The 19,725-nt window shown below is 65.5% G+C and carries 7 protein-coding genes; all 7 read left to right on the forward strand.

Going from position 1 to position 19,725, the window contains the following annotated elements; translation table 11 throughout:
* Positions 1 to 163: 163 nt before the first annotated feature.
* From H8N03_RS26665 to H8N03_RS23755, 7 genes are read left to right on the forward strand one after another with little or no spacing between them, the layout of a single operon-like run.
* Entirely contained in the window at positions 164 to 4,366 is a 4,203-nt protein-coding gene (locus H8N03_RS26665; RefSeq protein WP_187078708.1) for a helicase-related protein, read from the forward strand.
* The gene (locus tag H8N03_RS23730) at positions 4,360 to 8,334 is read left to right on the forward strand and encodes a type ISP restriction/modification enzyme (RefSeq protein WP_187078709.1); all 3,975 of its coding nucleotides are present in this window, start codon (positions 4,360 to 4,362) and stop codon (positions 8,332 to 8,334) included. The genes H8N03_RS26665 and H8N03_RS23730 overlap by 7 nt, the downstream gene beginning before the upstream one ends.
* Positions 8,334 to 10,226, forward strand: a complete 1,893-nt coding sequence (locus H8N03_RS23735) for an McrB family protein (RefSeq protein ID WP_187078710.1) — start codon at positions 8,334 to 8,336, stop codon at positions 10,224 to 10,226. Before H8N03_RS23730 ends, H8N03_RS23735 begins: the two co-directional genes overlap by 1 nt.
* Positions 10,226 to 11,602, forward strand: coding sequence for an McrC family protein (locus H8N03_RS23740; protein WP_187078711.1), 1,377 nt, complete (start codon positions 10,226 to 10,228; stop codon positions 11,600 to 11,602). The genes H8N03_RS23735 and H8N03_RS23740 overlap by 1 nt, the downstream gene beginning before the upstream one ends.
* Positions 11,599 to 14,193, forward strand: a complete 2,595-nt coding sequence (locus tag H8N03_RS23745; protein ID WP_187078712.1) for a hypothetical protein — start codon at positions 11,599 to 11,601, stop codon at positions 14,191 to 14,193. The genes H8N03_RS23740 and H8N03_RS23745 overlap by 4 nt, the downstream gene beginning before the upstream one ends.
* Positions 14,193 to 18,719 (forward strand): sacsin N-terminal ATP-binding-like domain-containing protein, encoded by a 4,527-nt coding sequence (locus tag H8N03_RS23750; protein WP_187078713.1) that lies wholly within the window; start codon positions 14,193 to 14,195, stop codon positions 18,717 to 18,719. Before H8N03_RS23745 ends, H8N03_RS23750 begins: the two co-directional genes overlap by 1 nt.
* Positions 18,719 to 19,702 (forward strand): hypothetical protein, encoded by a 984-nt coding sequence (locus H8N03_RS23755; RefSeq protein ID WP_187078714.1) that lies wholly within the window; start codon positions 18,719 to 18,721, stop codon positions 19,700 to 19,702. The genes H8N03_RS23750 and H8N03_RS23755 overlap by 1 nt, the downstream gene beginning before the upstream one ends.
* Positions 19,703 to 19,725: the final 23 nt, after the last annotated feature.

The following is a 19,725-nucleotide window of genomic DNA, read 5'->3' on the forward strand; positions in this document are numbered from 1 at the left end:
TGAAGCAGCGAGCGCGGTGCTGGGGACCGCACACGCTGAGCGATCTAGCGTGCGGTTGCGGTTGCGGTTTCGTTCATCGGTTGATGCCTGGCTCTATCTTCGCGCGCTTACGTGCCTGCTTTTCAGCGCAAGCACAAACGTCGTCGCTAGGCTGGCCACGGGCGTGGCGCGCGAGGACCTCAACGCTGACGAGATCACCGAGCGCCTTCGACGTAACGCCATCAGCGCGCTCCGCTTTGGTCTCCGTTTCGACGAGCGAGCAGTGCATGTTGAGGCCGCTGTATCGACATCTGAGCCGAGCTATGTCGAATTGCGTGCTCCTTTCAGTACCCTCCCTGCCGCCTCGCACTTGTGGCTTCAGTCCGACGCCGACACGGTGGTTCCCATCTCGGTGCTCGCGCTCCCGGTAACGAGCAACGGACTTGCTACTGAGGCTGTGCATGCCTTCGTCGGCCTCGGGCTTCGGTGTGGCGGGCTCGAGGGTGCCGAGTTGGCCGGAGAGCAACCGGCCTCCTGGAGCAGGGTGAAGCTGAACGACGACGCGCAGCCGGTGTACGGCGCGCTCCGCGACTCCGTTTGGGGCCCTTTCACGCAAGCCGAGGGCGAGGTCGCCCTATGGGTCACCGGTCTTCCGCCATCGCCGAAGCCGCGCACGCCAGAGCCCGGCTGGTGGGAGCAGTACGACGTGCTCACGCGCAGCCCGCTCGAGGCTCTGAACGATCTGCGCGCCCACCTCGCCGGGCACTTCGAAATCCCTTTCGCGTGGGCCATTCTTGATAAGACGTCCGCGCCCGAGGGCACGTTCGTCGTCCAGCCCGAAGCGAGTGCCGTCGCGCGGCTCGTGCCCGAAGCCGACCGCGTCATCGTCGCCGTCGACGTCGAACAGCCCGCCTCGCTGGTTGCCGAGATGCTGCTCCACCTGTGCGCCCACCTCACCCTCGGTCACGTTCGCCCGGGTGATGCGTGGGGCCATTGGGACACACATTCCTCGCTCTCGCCGACGCCTCATCGCCAGTGGGACCGCGAAGCGCGCGCCTTCGTCGACGCCCACTTCGCCCGCCCCGTGCGCCGCGTCTCGTCGCTCGAGGAGTGCAACCCGCGTGAAAAGGCGTGGCTAGTGTTGCTCGATCACATCGGGCGCATGGTCGGCCAGCAGCGCACGCTGCACGCCGCGACAGAGCGCTACCAAGCCGCCGCCTACCAGCGGCAGGCCGCGCAGCGCCTGGTGGCGCAGCTCGAGGAGTACGGCGGCGCGATGCTCTGCGACGGCGTCGGTCTCGGGAAGACTTACGTCGCCACCACCGTCGCTGTGCATTACGCGAACCAGTGGCGGGACCAGCTCGCCGACACGAAACGTTCGGCGACCGACGACCCATTCCGCATCACGGTGCTCTCGCCCAACTCGGTGGTGAGCACCTGGCAGCGGGAGGCGGTCGCGCCTCTCGGCGCGCATGGCGTCCCGCTCCCCACCATCCGCGTCATCTCTCACTCGAAGCTCTCGCGCATCCTGCCGTCGAGCGACATCCTCACGAGCGGCCGCGCGGGCATGAGCGACATGGAGCACCTCCTCCTGTCGGACCTCGTGGTCGTCGACGAAGCACACAACTTTCGCTCCGTCGGCGCGCGCCGCACCACGGTCTTGCGTGACCTCTTGCGGTTGCAGCCGCGTAAAGACCTGCGCCGCAAGGTGCTGCTGCTCACAGCGACGCCCGTGAACAACAGCCTCGAAGACCTTCGCCAACAGGCAGCGCTGATGTTCGGCAAGCCGCTCTTCTTCAACGACAACCTCGCGCCAGACAAGTACCGCACGCGCGTGTTCAAGGACATCCAGGAGCGTGTCGTGAAAGCCTCGAAGGGCAAGGGCGCCGCCGATGTCGCGGCGCTGCTCATTCATGGCGATGCGGCGGCCAAATTCGCGTACGCGCCCGACTTCCGCGATGACGTGCAGTTTGGCGTGCAGGTGCCGCGGGTGGGTGACTATCTCAAGGAGCAGGAGAAGCGCCTCACCGAACAGCAGGCGGCCGTACGCGCCGCCATCCAGATCGGCCAGCCTCCAGCCGAAGCCCCCGCGCGCATCGCGGGCGAGTTGCTCGACCGCATAGTGGTCCAGCGCTCGCGCGCGCTGTGCAAGCAGATCGAACGCGAGCAGGGATCGAACGTGCGGCTCATGTTTCGGCCCGACGCGGCCACGCCCGAGAAGCTCGTCTACGAGGACGTCTACGACGACACTCACGACGTGCTCGCGCGCTTCCTCCCGCTCTTCGAGACCGAGGGGGAGCCCACAGCCAAGGCGACGCCGTCGCTCTCGCTCAAGGTCTACATGTGGGCCGACGTTCGCGACGGCATCAGCGACGCGGGCGAGGTCTCATCGGTCGTCGGCCTCCAGCGTGTGCTGGTGCTCAAGCGCCTCGAGTCGTCGCCCGTTGCCTTTCTCATCACGCTGCTCCGGCTGCTCGCCTTGCATGCGCATCGGCTCAAGCAGCTGGGCGAGCTGTGCCGGGAGATCGGCGACAAGAAGCGCGAGAAGGCACTCGCCGCCGAGCTGGCGGACCTCGTCGACGCCGTAAGGCCCGTCGACCGTGACCGCATCGACGCGCTGCTCACGGGGGGCGCCAAGTCGACGACGCGCGCGACCGACTTGCTCGAGCGATGGAGTAAGGCCCACATGAGCGCGAAGGCGGCCGCCGAAACGGACGATCCATTGCCACCGCAGTTCGACCTCTTCGGCGCCAATGACGAGCAGACGAAGGAGCGGAAGCAACAGCTTGATCGCCTGTGGGGACTGCGCGAGCACCTCACGCACGATCTTGGAACGCTGCTTCGGGTGGCGCCCGGGCTCGCCGACATCGTATTCGGCCGCTTCGCGCAGAGCGACTGGCCGCAGCACTTCATCAACGGTGGCCAAGAGGTCGACTGGCCGAAGTCGGCGGCGTGGGCGATGCGCATCGTCACCGACGCCAAGCTGCAGCGCTTGGTGGCCCGCCTGCTGCGCGCCCGCAGGGACGGCCAGAAGGTCATCGTCTTCTCGCAGTTCACCGACACGCTCGCCTACCTCGCCTCGGTGCTGCGCGCTGCGCCCGTCCTCGAACGTAACGAGTGGAAGACGGTGCTGCGCGAGCTGTCCACGGGCGCCGGTCATATGCTGTCCAAAGAGGAGGTGCTGGACCTCATCGGGCGCATCGCGGTCGTGAGCGGCGAGACCGAAGAGCGCGACGCGGTGATCCACGCTTTCGCGCCGTTCTACCGGCTCGGCCCTTCGCGTCCGCGTTTGGCTGGTGCGTCGCCGCTCGAACAGCAGCAGCTGGACGCGCTGTGGATCAACGGCTGGACACAGGCGCTCAAGCAGCCCACCGACGTCCTTTTCGCCACCGACGTCCTCGCCGAGGGTGTAAACCTCCAGGACGCCGCACTGCTCATCAACTTCGACGTCCACTGGAACCCGGTTCGCATGATTCAGCGCGCGGGCCGCATTGACCGTCGCCTGAACCCCGCCATCGAAGAGGAGACGAGCTTCCCCGACCTCGAAGCGCTTGCGCGAGACCTCGGTGTCGCGCCGCCGCGCTACTGGTGGCACGCACACCCCGGTGCCGCACCAATCACCGTTAACCTGCTCTTGCCCGACGAACTCGAGAAGGAGCTGCAGCTCCGCGAGCGCATCGCAAACAAGACGCTCGCCATCGACTTCACCCTCGGCCTCGAACAGGGCACCGGCGCCGAAGCCGACTGGATGGCCGAGTACCGCTACCAGGGCATCTCGGCGCTCAATGCCTGGCAAGGCGACCGCGCCATCGAACAGATCGCAGGCTACCAGCAGCGTCTACGCCGCATGATGGCCGACTGTGGCATCGAGGCCGAGTGGGTTGGGGCATGGAACGGCTGGCTCCGCGAAGCTGGCAGCCACACTGATGGCCGCATCATCGCATGGGCGTACCTCGGTCGTAAGGGGGGCGAAGCCAAGGAGTACACGCGCCAACTCCAACCTCGAGTGGTTGATGGTGTTCCGCACTGGCTGTGGACGGCAGAGAAGCCTGTGGAGTGGAGCAAGAACTTCTGGCTCGTGCTCGATAGCAACACGCACCCCGCAGCGACGCGCAAAGACCTCGGCTTCGCCGAAGACGCCTCGCGCCCCGTCGCCGCCGAAGATCTGCTGGTCGCCTCGCGGCGGATCGTGGACGGCGACATCATCCTCGAGGAGCTTGGACGCGAAGTGGGTCGCCCCTTCCAGCAAGGGGCGACGGCTATTGCTGCCGGCGTCTTCAGCGAAGAGGACCGCCGAGCCATTCAGATCCGAGGATTCCGAATCCTTCAGTTGCGTCACGTCGACGCAGCACCTGCCACCGTGAGACCGTGCGAGGAAGCATGCTGAACAAGGACGACTTCATCCGCCATATTCTTGGCGAAGCCCCTCGCACGAAGGCACGCGCGACGAAGAAGGACACCGGCCACATCGCGGGCTTCGACTTCGCCGACGAAGCGCCGGACTTGGAAGCGACTGAAGACACCCGCTTCGTGACGCCACTCCTCCAGGCGGGCTTCGGCGATGGCCAAGGCATCCCGCGCGCCACGGTCATTCGCAGCACCGATGCCGTCGCGAAGTACATCCCCGACGAGGTGCGCTACTGGCCCAAGACGCCGACGCGCCCGCACCACACGCTGCTCATCGAGGCGAACCTGACGCACCGCGAGCTGCTGGCCATCCCAGCGTTCAAGTCGCGCCAGCTTGCCCACCTCGACATCGCCGAAGACGCTGTCGCTCGTCTCGTCGCCGAGGCGCTGGAGGGCTTCCAGCGCGGTGCCGAAGGTCTCGACGCCTCGGCATTGAAAGGCCAAAAGCACGAGACCCTGTGCGTCGTGTCGATCATCGACGAGCGCGAAGGCCACGCTGGTCGCCTCGCGTGCTTCGGCACGTTCAACGCCAAGACCGAAGGGCTCGAGACCTTCTTCCTGACCGAGCACGCGCGCACGTGGGACCGCGCCGATGCGCGTGAACGGCTGGGCCTCGTCTACGAGAGGCAGTTCAAGAAGCTCGGCGAGCCCTCCTGGCAGGAAGCGTTCACGACTACCGACGAGCGCAGGCAGGCTGAGAAGCTGCTCGAGGTCTGCACGAAGAAGAACGTCGCCGAGAAGGACGTTCAGGAGTCGATCCTCGACCTGCTCGACACCATCGCGCGCGGGTTCGGCCTGCGGAAGAAGGCCGTCGCCGAGCGACGCCTGCGCGCGTTCCCGCTGCCCAGCGAGCACGACATCGGCATCGACTCGGAGGAGCGCGAGAAGGAGTACGGCGGAACCAACCCGTTCAGCGGCGTCACGCTCCGTGACGACCAGAGCCGTCTGCTCGGCTACATCGTCTACCCGCTCAAGACGAAGTCCCAAGCGGAAAAGTTGCGGCAGCACCTCGAGAAGCACAACCGCTTCCACAACGTGCTCGTCGTCTACCCCGACGCGAACCAGGCCAGCATCGAGCTGTGGCAGGGGCGCGAGCAGCTCATGGGGAAACTGCGCAAGGGCCAAAGCCACAGAGACGCTGCCGACGTCGTGAACCTGCTTTCGCGCTTCTTCGTCGTCAGCAAGGCGAAGGTGCGGAACCCGGCGGAACTCGCGCAAGAGCTCGCGTACCGCGCCCGCTACCTTCGGCGCCTCGCTCTTCGGCAGCTCGAAGACGAGCCGGAGAAGGGGCCACTCCGCAACCTGTACAACGCCTTCAAGGTCGCGCTCGTGCACGACCAGAAGGAGGACGAGTTCGCCGACGCGTTCGCGCAAACGATCACCTACGGCCTCCTGACCGCGCGGTGGCTCGGCAACGACCAGCTCGCGGCGACTGGCGATCGGTTCACACGGCAGAGCGCGCTCAAGTACCTCCCGGCGGCGAGCCCCTTCCTCAACGACCTCTTCAAATCGGCGCTCTCGCTCAAGCTCGATGAGCAGCGCGGCCGACTGCTCTGGCTCGTCGACGACGTCGCCGATCTCCTCGACCGCATCGACGTGACCTACGTGTTCGGCGCGGGCGACAAGGGCTCCGACACGGCTACCGATCCCGTCATCCACTTCTACGAACCGTTCCTCGCGGCGTACGACAAGGAGCTGAAGAACAAGCGCGGCGTCTTCTTCACGCCGCGCCCCGTGGTGTCGTACATCGTGCGAACCGTCCACGAGATGCTGCAGAAGGAATTCGGGCTCGAAGATGGACTCGCATCGACGGATACGTGGGCCGACGTCGCTAAGCGCGTCGACGGACTGAAGCTTCCTGAGGGTACCAAGGCGTCAGACGCTTTCATCCGGGTTCTCGACCCGGCAACCGGCACGGGCACGTTCATCTATGAGTGCATCGGCGTGATCGAGCAAACGATGAAGGACCGCTGGTGTCGCGAGCTGAAGGTCGACTCCTGGTCCAACGAGAAGGTCGTTGCGTGCTGGAAGGAGTACGTCCCGAAGCACCTGCTGCCGCGCCTCTATGCGTTCGAGCTGATGATGGCCTCCTACTCGATCTGTCATCTGAAGCTGTCCTTCAAGCTCGGCGAGACCGGGTACCACTTTGGTGGCAATGACCGCCTCCACGTCCACCTGACGAACACGCTCGACGAGCCTTCGGCTTCCGCCAACCCGAAGCTCGCCGGTCTGTTCGTGACCCTCGCGGAGCAGGCGCGCGAAGTCGACTGCATCAAGCGCAACATGCGGTTCACGGTCGTAATGGGGAACCCGCCGTACTCTGCGTCGGTCTCCGATCCTCCTTGGCTCGTGCGTGAGCTCGAACGCTGGAAGGAAGGACTCAACGAGCAGAAGATCGACCTCAATCGAGAGGAGTGGAAGTTCGTTCGGTTCGCGCAGCTCTTCGCGGAGCGCGTGCCTTGCTTCATCTGGGGCTACATCGTAAACCGCGACTTCCTCGACGGCATCGCCAAGCGCCGCATGAGGGAGAGCCTTCAGGGGACGTACCCGGCGCGGGTCGTGGTCGACCTTAACGGCGACGTGAAGGGCAACATCGTCGACGAGAACGTCTTCGATATTATTCAGGGCGTCTGCGTCACGGTCGCGTGCCACGGCGGTCGCACGCAAGGTCACCGGTTCGCGTCGATCGTCGGCTCGAGGCAGGAGAAGTACGCGCTCCTCTTGGAGCCGGCGAAGGTGGACGCGCTCCTGACGCCGCATGTGCCGACCGAGCCGTATTTTCGGTGGGTCCCGTTCCGCGATTCCGCCACCGAGTCTGTTGAATCGGAGTACCGCGCGTGGACGCCGCTGAACGAGGTCTTCGCGTTGTACTCGTCTGGTATTCAGACCAAGCGCGACGGGCTCTGCATCCAGTTCACCCGCAGCGATATGTGGGACGTCGTGCGGAGTTTCCATGAGGCAGATGCCAAGCACGCGCGCGCCGACTTTGATCTCGGCGAGGACGGCCGCGACTGGACCGTGGCTCTAGCGAAGAAGGACGTCGCTGACTCTGGGCCGCTTCAAAAGCACCTGACGCCAATCCTATACCGCCCGTTTGATGTGCGATTCACCTACTGGACCGGAAGAACGAAGGGCTTCCTTGCCTATCCGCGCCGCGAGGTGATGCAACACATCATCGGTGCCGAAAACATCGGGCTCATTTTCAATCGACAGGTCGTTGGCGACACCGTGTCGACCTTCGGCGTCTCACGCATTCCCATCTGCCACGGGACGTTCTACCTCGGTAACAAGGGGCAGGACTATTTTGCACCGCTCTATGTCACCGAGAGCGATCTCCTCTCCGGCGGGAAGGCTCAACGTCGGTCCAACATCACGCCGAAGGCACTTGCTGCGTTGAAGAGCGCGCTCGGTGCTGAGCCGGGTCCCGATGATGTCTTCAACTACTTCGTAGGCATCGTTCACAGCCCGACCTTCAGAACTCGCTACGCAGAACTCCTGAAGCAGGACTTCCCGCGCGTCCCGCTGACGCCGAAGAAGCCGCTGTTCTCCGCGCTAGCCAAGCTCGGAGCAGAGATTGCATCCCTGCATCTTCTCGAGTCCAAGCAGCCCCAGGCCAGTCGAATCACTTTTGTCGGCAGCACGAAGGCGGAGGTGTCGAGGGTGACCTATGAGGAGCGCACTGGAACGCTTTGGTTGGACAAGGACAAGACGGCGGGATTCAGGGGCGTGACTCGTGATGCGTGGGACGCGCGAGTTGGCGGATACCAAGTGTGCGAGAAGTGGCTGAAGGACCGAAAAGGCCAATCTCTTTCCAAGAACGAGATTGAGCAATTCCGCCTCGTCCTCGACACGCTCGCCGTGCTGTCGAAGCAGATGAAGGACGTTGATGCACTGATCGCAAAGCACGGTGGCTGGCCCGGTGCGTTCGCTTCCACGGTGAGCGCGTGATGGGCGAGCCGCAGGCGTGGGCGATCGACATCAGTCTGGTCTCCGACTTTACGTCGGACGCTGCTGGACCCGTGCAGATCTCGTTGCCTTCGACCCTCCATCTTGAAGTCGGAGCGCTCGTCGCTCTCATGGACATGGGCCGCTGCTGTGGACTCGGAATGGTTCGCGAGCAGGCGCTGGTCGTCCTGCCCGTGAGTTTCGAGCCGAACTTGCTCGTGAGCCCGCAGTACGAGCCGAAGGAACTGCAGGCCGAAGACCGTATTAAGCTCTTCGGTCACGACGAAGCCCACCTTCGCCGGATCCTCGCTTCGGTCTCCGTCTCCCCGACGGCACACGCCGTAGTGTCCCTTCCGACCGCTGTGGGTAAAAGCACTCGCTACTGGAAGGTCGCTCCGGGTCGAAGCGGCATCGCGTGGCCCGAGTGGCGGCAGCAAGGCATCGCGGCCATCGGGTGGCCCCACCTCGGCGACATATCCACGCTGTCCGAGGCCGACTTTCAGGCGCTCTCGAAGGCCAAGTACGACAAGGACAAGCGCAGCGCAGGGCCGTACCAGGTGTGGCTGTTCCGCGCAATTCAGCCTGGCGACCGCGTCGTCGCCAACAACGGGAGGACGTCGATCCTCGGTGTCGGCACCGTCACAGAGGGCTACCGATATCGCCCCGGCGAGCACACCGTCGAGGGCGAGGACTTCGCGCACCAGATCAAAGTGAAGTGGGACGACACCACCGCGCGTGACATCGAGGACCAGGCGGACTGGACTCGCACGCTGCGCGAGCTCCCGCGGGAGAAGTTCGAGACCCTCGTCGGCGGTGGCGGAGCGGTCCCGTTCTCGGTCACCGCTCCGAGCAACATCATCCTCTACGGCCCGCCGGGGACCGGGAAGACATACAACGTGCGACGGCGCGCGCTCGAGCTGCTGGGTGACGCGACCGCCTCCGACGCACCGAACGACCACGTGCAGGCGGAGTGGGAGCGGCTGCGGCAAGCGGGGCAGATCGTGTTCTGCACGTTCCACCAGGCCTTTGCCTACGAGGAATTCGTCGAAGGACTGCGCGCAAACACTGACCAAGAAGGCGACGTCCATTACCGGGTCGAGGCCGGCATCTTCAAGCGCGTTGCCGCAACGGCGGCGCAGCGGCGGAAGGACGCCTTCGTCCTGGTCGTCGACGAGATCAACCGCGCGAACATCGCGCGCGTCTTCGGTGAGCTGATCACGCTGCTCGAGCCCGACAAGCGGCTCGGCAACTCGAATGAGCTACGTGTGCAGCTTCCCTCGTCGAAGGACTGGTTTGGCGTGCCTCCGAACCTGCACGTCGTCGGCACCATGAACACCGCCGACCGCTCCATCGCGCTGATGGACGTGGCGCTCCGCCGCCGGTTCACCTTTGAGGAGATGATGCCCGACGCCGAGGCGCTGGATGACGCGCTTATAGAGGCGAACGTCGATGAGGCGTTGCGCTCGCTCGTCGTCGCGGTGCTCACGAAGCTCAACGAACGCTTACGCTACCTCTACGACCGCGAGCACCAGATCGGCCACGCCTACTTCTTCGGCGTGCGCTCACTTGATGGTCTGCGTGCCGTCTTCGCCGACCGCATCCTCCCGCTGCTTCAGGAGTACTTCTACGGCCAGTGGGACAAGGTCGCCCTCGCGCTGGGCTATCCGATCAAGGCCGACGGTACGCCGAAAGAGGTGCGCGGCACCGGGCACGCTAGCGGCACCTTTCTCACCGCGCAGAAGCTCGATGAGAAGACTGTGCTCGGCTTCCACCACGACGAGTACGTTGAGCAGGTCGCGTGGGACGTGCATCCGGTTTTCCGGCCGCGCGGCAAGGCTGCCGATGCATGGCTGAAGCAGGCCTTCGACGAGTTGGTGGGAGTCAAGGGGGCCTGATGCTGCGCGTGACCGTCCTTGAGCGCGGCCGCATCGTGCGGTCTGACACCGACGCCGATAGCGTCGGGCTCGGGACCCCGTCACGCCGCGTGCTGCCCCAGCGCCTCTACGACCGGCTCTATCGCATCGAGGGCGCTCGCGAAGACCGCGGAGAGGCGGCGGTGTTTCGCTGGCGGCGCAACTACTGCCTCGTCGGGCCTTGGGTCGGGGTGATGCAGGTCCCCGGCTTGCAGCTGGAGATTCTGCCGAAGACCGACGAGAGCGCGGCGCAGGATACTGACCCGGAGGTCCGCGAAATCCGCTGCAATCTAATGGAGATGCTGCTGCGCGGCGGACTGGGCGCAGTGCGGGCGCGCGGCGTCGCCGACCTCGCACTCAAGCGCGGCAACCTCCACGACCAGCTCGTCGACGCCTTCCTCGAACGCACGCTGTTCGAGCTGCGACGTGGGCTGGATCGCGGATACGCCACCGAAGAAGACAACTTCGCGGCGCTGCGAGGCAAGCTAGTGCTCTCGCGACACGTGGCGCTAAATGCCGCGCAGAAGGCCCGCTTCTACTGCCGCCACGACGTGCTCACCGAGGCGACGCAGATCTCCGTGCGCCTCAAGCAGGCGTCTCGCGTGCTCGCCGCCCGTGCGCTACCCATGACGGTGCTCGTGAAATGCCAGCAGGTGCTCGCGCTGCTCGACGACGTGCCCGACCTGCCGTTTCGCCACCACGAGCCCGACCCGCTGTTCACGCGCCAGAACGAGCGCTTCGCCGACATCTATGGCTTCGCCTGCATGCTGCTCGAAGGCCAAGCGCCCGATGCGAAGAGCGGCGAGGTCGAGACCTTTTCGCTGCTCTACGATATGGAGCAGGTGTTCGAGCGGTACATCGCTGCCTTCCTCGCTTCAGAGGTCATGCACCTCTTCGGCGACGCGAGCCTGTTCCCGCAGGCGAAAGGGCAGCGTCACAACCTGTATCTCGACGGCCAAGAGAAGGTGCTGCGCATGGCGCCCGATCTCGTGTTCGTTCACGAGACGGCGGGAGCGAAGAAGACGCTGATTATTGATACCAAGTGGAAGCGCCTCTCCGAAGAAGAGGGCGGGCGCCCGAGCCGGTCGGATCTCTACCAGCTCTACGCGTACTTGCATCGGTACGACTGCCAGCGCGCGCACCTTCTCTATCCCATGGCCGCGGGCATCCAAACGCGCGACCTCAATGCACGAGGGCGCGACGACTCGGACGCTGGCACGGTGGGCGTGCGCTTCGTCGATCTGAACCGAAAGCTCTGGACGCGGGAAGGCAAGAGGGCGCTTGCCGATGAGCTCGCGGTGATCGTCCGTGAAGGCCTCGACTTTGCCGAGGCGACGCCCATCGAGACAAGGGCATGATCCGCACTTCGTTCGATGCTCTCGTTGCGCGCTTGGCGGCATCGCCCACCACGCTTAGTGAGCGCGAGCTGCTCGAGCCCTCGCACTGGAGCCTCGGCGAAGACGCGCGCCTCCGCGAAGACCTGCGCTTCCGCGAGACGCCGTGGGGTCGCTGGATGCTTGCAGAGGACTTCGTCGCCAACGACGTGGTCTACCGCTGGCTCCACGCCGAGCGGCGCGGCTCGGTTGCTCTCGACGCGGCGCTGAAGCGCGCAGGCGAAGTGTTCGGGCGTCGGTGCGTCTTCTGCGCCAACGACCCGCGCTTCGTGCTGCGCCACGACGAGGTTCACCTCGCGGCGAGCGAGCTGTCGCGCCAGCCAGTTATTGAGGACAAGGTTGGTGACCTCGAAAAGTACCGAACGCACTTGCCGCTCCACACCCTGAAGGCGGCAGCGGCTTCGGAGCCCGCCGGCGAATGGGGAAAGCGCGCGCAGGACCAGGTGATCGAGACGCTCGGCTGGGTGCGCGTCTCCCTGCCCGGGCGTCGACTCAACGACCGGATGTTCATCGCGGCCATCGAGGGCAACAGCATGGACGACGGCAAGAGCGGTCTAGTCGACGGCGCCTACGCGGTCTTCGAGTTGTGGCCGTCCGGCAGCAAGCAAAACTTGAGCGTGCTGGTGCGCGGCGCGTTCTTTGACCCGGAGACTAGCAACTACGCGGTGAAGAAGTACGTGGCCGACCTGCGCGACGAAGAGGGCCATCACAAGAAGGTCTCGCTCGTCTCGCTGAACCCGAACAAGGAGCGCTACCCGAGCATCGAGCTTCAACCCGAGGACGACGACGACATCACCGTCGTGGCCAAGGTGGTGCAGGCGCTCTCGGCTGACGACTACGAGCGGCGCCCCAAGGCGAAGCGCCGCGTTGGTCGACGCGACCTCACGAACGATGAGCAGGCCGCGAGCCTCGGACGGCGTGTGGCGTCGTTCTTTGACGGTACCGCTTCCGACGCGGAGGACGAGGGCACCACTGGGACGGAGAGCACCGGCTGGCAGGCGCGGCTCGTATGTCTGGACGTCGCCGCCGGTGGGCTCCACCTCGAGATCGGGCCGCTCGAGGGCCTGCCGCCCTTCGTGAAGAAGCTGCGCGTCGTCGGCAGCCATGACTGGGACGGCTTCGTGCTCGCCGCCAACGCGCGCACGCGCCCCGCGCGCGTACCTGTGCGGCCGGGAATGGGGCCGTGGCGCTGGGAAGCGGTGGGTTTCGAGGAGGAGCAGGATCTCGGCGTCGAGAAGCTCGCCCTCGATGTGCTCGCCGCGACGACGCCGGTCGTGTTCCGCGTCGACGCCGAGGGCGTCGGCCAGCACATCAAGAGCAAGACGCTCTCTATCGGGCAGGCCTACCGGCTGCTGCTCCCGCCTGGCGTCGGCAGCGAAGTCGGCGTGCCCCTGAATGACGGCTGGCGCATCTGGTCGCTCGACCTCGCGACGCAGCTCTCGCCCACAACGCGTGAGGTCCTTACGTCGATAGGCCTCGAGGTCGGCGAGGCCTGGCCGCGTCTCGAATGGGCGCTCGCGCCGGCCGCCTCGTGGCGAACGAACGCGCGCGGCGACAGCTATCCCGTGTTCGAGACAGGAACCGAGCTGCTCGTCCACGTGAGCGGCATCGCGGCGGATGACGGTGATGAAGCAGTGCTGTTCCTCCACGGTGCTTCCGGCACGGAACGTCTGCCGTTGTCCACGAGTGGGCTCGTCTCTCTCGGCGCGCCTACAGCCGGCCGATGGGCCTGCGCGCTCCTGCATTCGCGCACCAGCGTGCAGTCCACGACCTTGCTCTTCGAAGTCGCCGAGGACGCGCGCGAAGACGTCGCTGCGTCGTCCTCGGCGGTCGCCCACAGCGGGTTGCCTTCGCTTGAAGCGGCGGCGCCGCCCGGCTGGCCGATTACGCTGCGCTGGCTCGTCTTCGCCGCCTACGAAGAGACGTTGGCGATCCTGTACGGCAATGAAGATGGCACGGTGTCGGTTGACGACGTCGCGTCGATTATCGAAGTCCGCGCCGCACGAACCCGCGTCGCCGATCTCGTGGTCGACTTCGGCGAGCTGGGACGCCGCGTGCTTCCCCACGACGGCCGCGCGTCGTTGAAGCAGGTGCGCGAGCAACTCACGGATCTCTGGCAGCAGCGCTCCGGCCTCGTGCAAAGCCGCCAGGGCGCGTGGCTTCAGCTCAGGAACGCGTGGTTCGAGCCCGTCACAGAGCTCTTCGGCTACGGCCTCGAGGAGGCAGCGCTGCTCGCCGATGTCGAGGCTCCTCACGACCTCACTGCGTGGGGCCTCACCGTCGACGAGCGCGTGATGGGCAGCATCACGCGTTCGCCCTCGCGCGTCCTCGTGCTCACCACAGACATCGACGCTGTGCTGCGCGATCACCGCAAGTGGATCGACAGCGCGTGTTCGGCAGCGAAGGTGCGGGACGCGATCATCACCGATGGCGCCCGCTGGACGACGCATCGCAAGGGCAGCCAGCAGCTCAAGCAGCAGGTGTGGAGCCTCGATCAGGCCATAGCCCACGGTAGTATCGATGAGATGCTCGGCGACCTCGCAGAGGGTCTGTGATGGCGGCCTCGAACTACGCCGCCATCGCCGACGAAAATCGAATGCGCTACGGCACCGACATCGGCCGCATCGGACCGATGCTGCTCGCGGACCGGTACGACGACCGCACGCACTTCATCTTCGAGCTCCTCCAGAACGCCGAAGACGCTCTCGGTCGACGCGGCGAAACGGGAGGGCCTCGGAGCGTCACCTTCACGCTGTCGCTCGATCGGCTGAAGCTCTCCCACTTCGGAAGGCCGTTCGACGAAGCTGACGTTCGCGGCATCTGTGGCATCGCGCAGAGCACGAAAGGCCATCAGTCCATCGGCCGCTTCGGCATCGGCTTCAAGTCGGTCTACACGTTTACGGATCGCCCTGAGATTCACTCGGGCGACGAGGCTTTCGCTGTCGAGAACTACGTTCAGCCGAAGCCGGTCGCGCCGTCGGTACGTGCCGCAGGCGAGACCCAGATCATCCTGCCTCTCAAGTCGGGCGACAGCACCGCGGCGCAGGAGATCGCCAAAGGCTTCCAGCACCTGGGGCCTAGTGCGCTGCTGTTCCTCCGACACATCGAGGAGATCAACTGGAGCGTCGAGGGCGGCCCCTCAGGCGTCTACCTGAGAAGTGCCCCCGAAGCTCTCGCGCCCAACGTCCACCGCGTCAGGGTGATCGGCCAGGAGACGGGCAAACCCGAGGTCGACCAGACTTGGCTGATGTTTCACCGCACGATATCCGGGACCGCTGGCCAGCCAGTCGGCCGTGTGGAGATCGCTTGCTCCGTCACGCCCGTTGAGGACGAGCCAAACAGGTGGGTGGTTCAGCAGCTTGCGGTGTCGCCTCTCGTGGTCTTCTTCCCGACCGTCGTGTCGACAAACCTCGGCTTCCTCGTGCAGGGGCCGTATCGCACGACGCCCAGCCGCGACAACGTTCCGCGCAATGACCCATGGAACCAACAGCTCATTCAGGAGACCGCGGGCGTGCTGGCGGAGGCCCTTCGCTGGCTTCGGGACAACGAGATGCTCGACGCCTCGGCACTGCGCTGTCTTCCAATAGACCGAGCCAGGTTCCCTGAGGGGGCGATGTTCACGCCTCTCTTCGAGGCAGTGCGCGAAGCGTTCTTGAAGGAAGCGCTGCTCCCTCGCTTTGAGGGCGGTCACGTTACCGCTGCGCAGGCAAGGCTGGCCCGCACGCAGGAGCTGCGAGAGCTGTTCAGCGCCCGACAGCTTAGTGAGTTGTTCGACGCGGAAGGCTGCGCATGGCTTACGGGTGATATTACGCAGGACCGTGCGCCCGAGCTTCGAAGATACCTGCTGCAAGAACTGCAGGTTCCGGAGATCACGCCCGACAAGGTCGTCGTAAAGTTGGACGAGTCATTTCTCCAAGAGCAGTCGGACGAGTGGCTGACGCGCCTCTATGCCTTTCTGAGCGGGCAGAAGGCGATCGCAGGCCTCTTCAGTTCGCTGCCCCTGATTCGACTTGATGACGGGACGCACGTGATCGCCCGCAAGAACGGGAGGTCAAACGCGTTCCTTCCCAGCGACGTAGAGACCAGTTTCCCGACCGTCCGTCGCTCCGTGTGTGGGTCTCCGGAGGCGCGTGGCTTCCTCGTTTCGCTGGGGCTCACAGCACCGGACCCGGTCGACGACGTGGTGTGGAACGTGCTGCCTAAGTATCGGGCAAGGGAAGTCGGCGGCGACGACAGGGCGTACGCTGTCGACATCGAGCGCATGCGCATTGCGTTCAATACTGACTCGACGTCGCAGCGAGACAAGCTGCTCGCTGCGCTGCGCGAGACCCCTTTCGTGATGGTGGTCGATACCGGTGACGGGAAGGATTACGTATCCATCCCCGGCGAGGTCTACATTGCGACCGACCGGCTGAAGGCGCTGTTCGCAGGAGTCCCTGGCGTCTTCGTTGTTGACGACAACTACGAATGCCTTCGCGGCGAAGCCACCCGTGAGCTGCTCGAGGCTTGCGGAGCGCTGAGGTATCCGCGCCCGGTGCCGACCTCGAGTTCGCTTACGTGGGATGAGCGCCGGGAGCTCCGACGTCAAACCGGCCACGAACAACTCGGGCAGTATGAAGATGTGACGGATTGGGAGCTTCTGGGTTTCGAAGCCCTGCTCGCCATGCTGCCAAAGCTTTCGCAGGAGCAGCGATCCGAGCGCGCCCGCTTGCTGTGGGAAGCCCTTGGCGATCTCGAAGAGCGGCGCGGACGCGGCGTATTTGAGGGATCCTATACGTGGACTCACTATGGTAAGCACAAGGCTCCTCCGTTCCCGGCCGCCTTTCTTCGGCGTCTCGCTAAGGCAGCGTGGGTGCCGGATGGCAGCGGCGATCTCGTGCGTCCTGCGCTTGTAACGTTCGAGAGCCTCGGCTGGAAGGCCAACCCTTTCCTGCTTAGCAAGATCGCGTTCAAGCCGCCGATCATCGACCAACTCGCGAAGGAAGCGGGGATTGAGCCTGCTGCGCTCGACCTCCTGCGGAAGCTCGGCATCACGAGCGTCGCAGACTTGGCCCGAATCGGCATCGCGAACAGGCCTGCGGCGTCACCGCCTCACGAGGGGACGCGCGAGGATGAGGCCGTAGATGACGGCGGGGAGACGCAGACCCAGCATGTGGGCGAGGGCGTTCCCGCCGCCGCCGCCCCGCTCGACGTCGCCGACGCTGCGCCCTCCGCAGACGACGGCGATTCCGAACCGAGCGTAGCCGACACCGATGAGCGGGCGATCGGCGACACGGAACATGGAGGCGACGCCGAAGAACCCAGGGTTCCCCGCGGCAACGGCAGTCGCGAACCTCGACCGGGCTGCGGCGACACGGCTCGAGACACTGGAGCAGCACGCCGGGGGCACCGCAACATCACTGGCCAAGCGGGACTCGACGAGCAAGCGAAACGCCTGGGGCGACGGGTGGCGTCGTTCTTCGACGGCGCGGCCCCCGACGCAGAGGACGAAGATGCGACCGCAGTTACCAGCGTCGCGTGGCAAACGAAGCTCGTATGCCTCGACGTCGCTGCAGGCGGTCTCCAGCTCGAGATCGGTCCGCTCGATGGACTTCCGGCGTTCGTAAAGAAGCTCCACGTTCTTGGCGACAAGGACTGGGATGCCTACGTGCTGGCGACGAACGCGAAGTTGCGCCCCACGCGCGTGTCGGTTCGGCCGGGAACGGGTCCGTGGCGGTGGGAGGCCGTGGGCTTCGAAGACGAGCAAGACCTCGGCCTGGACCAGCTCGCTCTCGGTGCGCTCGACGTCACGAGGCCGCATGTGTTTCGTGTCGATGCGGACGATGTCGGTCAGCTTGTCACGAGCACCGCCCTCTCTCTCGGGCAGTCCTATCGACTTCTGCTTCCGCCAAATGTCGGTGGGGAGGCCGGTACGGCGCTGGCTGATGGGTGGAGGATCTGGACGCTCGACCTGGCGGCGCAGCTCTCGACGTCAACGGGTGAAGCATTGGAGGCCCTCGGCCTTAAACTGGGCCAAGCATCGCCGCGCCTCGAGTGGGCCATGGCCTCTGCTTCAGTGTGGCGCACCAACGCTCGTGGCGACAGCTATCCGGCGGTCGAGGAGGGGACGGAGCTGCTCGTGAACGTGAACGGAGTTGCCCTCGAGGACGACGACGAGGCAATGCTATTCCTCCACGGCCCCGCAGGCACGGAACGCCTGGCTCTCTCGACGAATGGGCTGGTCTCCCTCGGCAAACCAGCGCCGGGACAGTGGGCCTGCGCGCTGCTGCATTCGCGGACGAACGTGCAAACCGCAACGCTGGTGTTCGAGGTCGGTCAGAGGGTCACCGAGTACGTGAGCGCGGCGTGGACAACGAGCGTGCCGCACGGGTTGATCTCGCTCGAAGCGACGGCCCCGCCTGGGTGGCCCATCTCGGTGCGATGGGGTGGGCTCGCCGCGCACGAGGAGACGATCGCGACGGTCTACGGGAACGACGACCGGACTGTCTCCTTCGAGGGGGTCCTCGCGCTCGTCGAGCCCCGTGCCGCACGAGCATCGGTGGCTGACCTCGTCGTCGACCTCCGGGAGCTGGGCCGCCGCTTGGTCCCTCTCGATGGCCGCGCCTCGCTGGAAGAGGTCCGAGCGCAGATCGTCATGCTCTGGCAACAGCGCTCCCAGCTCGTGCAAAGTCGAAAGGGCATGTGGTTGCAGCTCATGCCTACCTGGTTCGAGCCAACGACAACGCGCCTCGGCTATGGCGTCGAATCACTCGCCATATCCGACGGCGCAGATGCGCCGCACGATCTCGCCGCGTGGCTGCTTACCGTCGACGAGCGGACGAGGGGAAGCATCATGCGATCACCGTCGCGCCTCCTCGTGCTCACGACCGACGTGGACAGCGTGCTGCGCGACCTGCGTGCGTGGATCGATGACGCTTGCACCCTGGCCAAGGTGCGCGACGCGATCGTTACCGATGGCACCCGCTGGACGATGCACCGCAAGGGCGATCGGCAACTCAGGCGGCGCGAGTGGTTCCTCGATCACGAAATCAATCTCGGCAGCGTGGACGACATGCTGAACGATCTCACGGAGGGTTTGTGATGACGCTCTCGCATGTCACCCGCGAAGAAGCATTGGAGCGGCTCTCCCAGAGCCGAGCAGGCGCTCCGGACTCCATCGAAGCGCTCTGCGATGTTCTCCGTGCCGAAGTTCACGCCCGAAAGCATGCGCCGCGCGCCGCGACACTGTCGCGCGTCGCGCGACTGCTCGCGCCCGCCATAACCGTCGATGAGCAGCGCTTGGACGAGGTATGCGATGCTCTCGAGCGGGAGGGCGACGTGATGCTCAACCCAGGCGGCATCCTCTACGCAACGCCTACTCGCGTGGTTCCCATCGCTAAGAGCGCGCGCGTCTTCAGCAGCCTGCCGACGCGCGCGCTTGCGAAAGCGCTCGGACGTGACATCTCGGCGGAGGGCGCCGCGCGCACGACCACTTCCGTCGACGGTCTCATCGAAGCCGTTGAAAGCGTGAGCGGCGTGATGGTTCCGCCGGAGGCGTGGGCCGGGCTCGACCGATCGGCCAACGCCGACGAGGCCTTCCTTGAGAGGCTCAACCAGCGGCTGAAATGGCAGGCGCTCGGCGCGGGCTCGCTCGAGAAGGACGGGGCGCTCGAGTGGCGCGCCTGGACGGTCACGCCGGAAGGGGCGCGGTGGCGGCGCAGCAGCGAAGGCCAACTTTGGTGGGCGCGCACGCGGTTCGGTGGCCATCACCGCGCGTGGACGGCGAGTGCATCTCCGGCGACTAGCCCGTTCGTCACGCTGAGCCCCGACGACGCGGACCGCGCACGCTTCGCGCTCTCGCGTGAGGTCGAGGCGGCCTCGGTCCTGCGCGTTGCGCGCTCCGGTAAGCGCGTGACCCTCGAGATTCCCGGTTGGCTGCCGCGCCCCGAGTACCGGTGGCTCTCGCTTCACGCTGCGTGTGTCGCCGACAGCAAGGGCATGCGTTGGGAGATCTCGTCGGACAGCGAAGACCAGATCACGAAGCTCCTGGCCGAGCGTCTCGGTCTCGTTGTGGAGGCCACGTGATGCGAAGGCAACTTACCATCAAA

Source organism: Ramlibacter cellulosilyticus, from assembly GCF_014297465.1.
Lineage (GTDB): Bacteria > Pseudomonadota > Gammaproteobacteria > Burkholderiales > Burkholderiaceae_C > Ramlibacter > Ramlibacter cellulosilyticus.

Excerpts from the sequence above, each read along its gene's own strand:
- H8N03_RS23750 (WP_187078713.1), top strand. The coding sequence starts at position 14,193 with ATGGCGGCCTCGAACTACGCCGCCATCGCCGACGAAAATCGAATGCGC.
- H8N03_RS23755 (WP_187078714.1), top strand. The coding sequence starts at position 18,719 with ATGACGCTCTCGCATGTCACCCGCGAAGAAGCATTGGAGCGGCTCTCC.
- H8N03_RS23740 (WP_187078711.1), top strand. The coding sequence starts at position 10,226 with ATGCTGCGCGTGACCGTCCTTGAGCGCGGCCGCATCGTGCGGTCTGAC.
- H8N03_RS23735 (WP_187078710.1), top strand. The coding sequence starts at position 8,334 with ATGGGCGAGCCGCAGGCGTGGGCGATCGACATCAGTCTGGTCTCCGAC.
- H8N03_RS23730 (WP_187078709.1), top strand. The coding sequence starts at position 4,360 with ATGCTGAACAAGGACGACTTCATCCGCCATATTCTTGGCGAAGCCCCT.
- H8N03_RS23745 (WP_187078712.1), top strand. The coding sequence starts at position 11,599 with ATGATCCGCACTTCGTTCGATGCTCTCGTTGCGCGCTTGGCGGCATCG.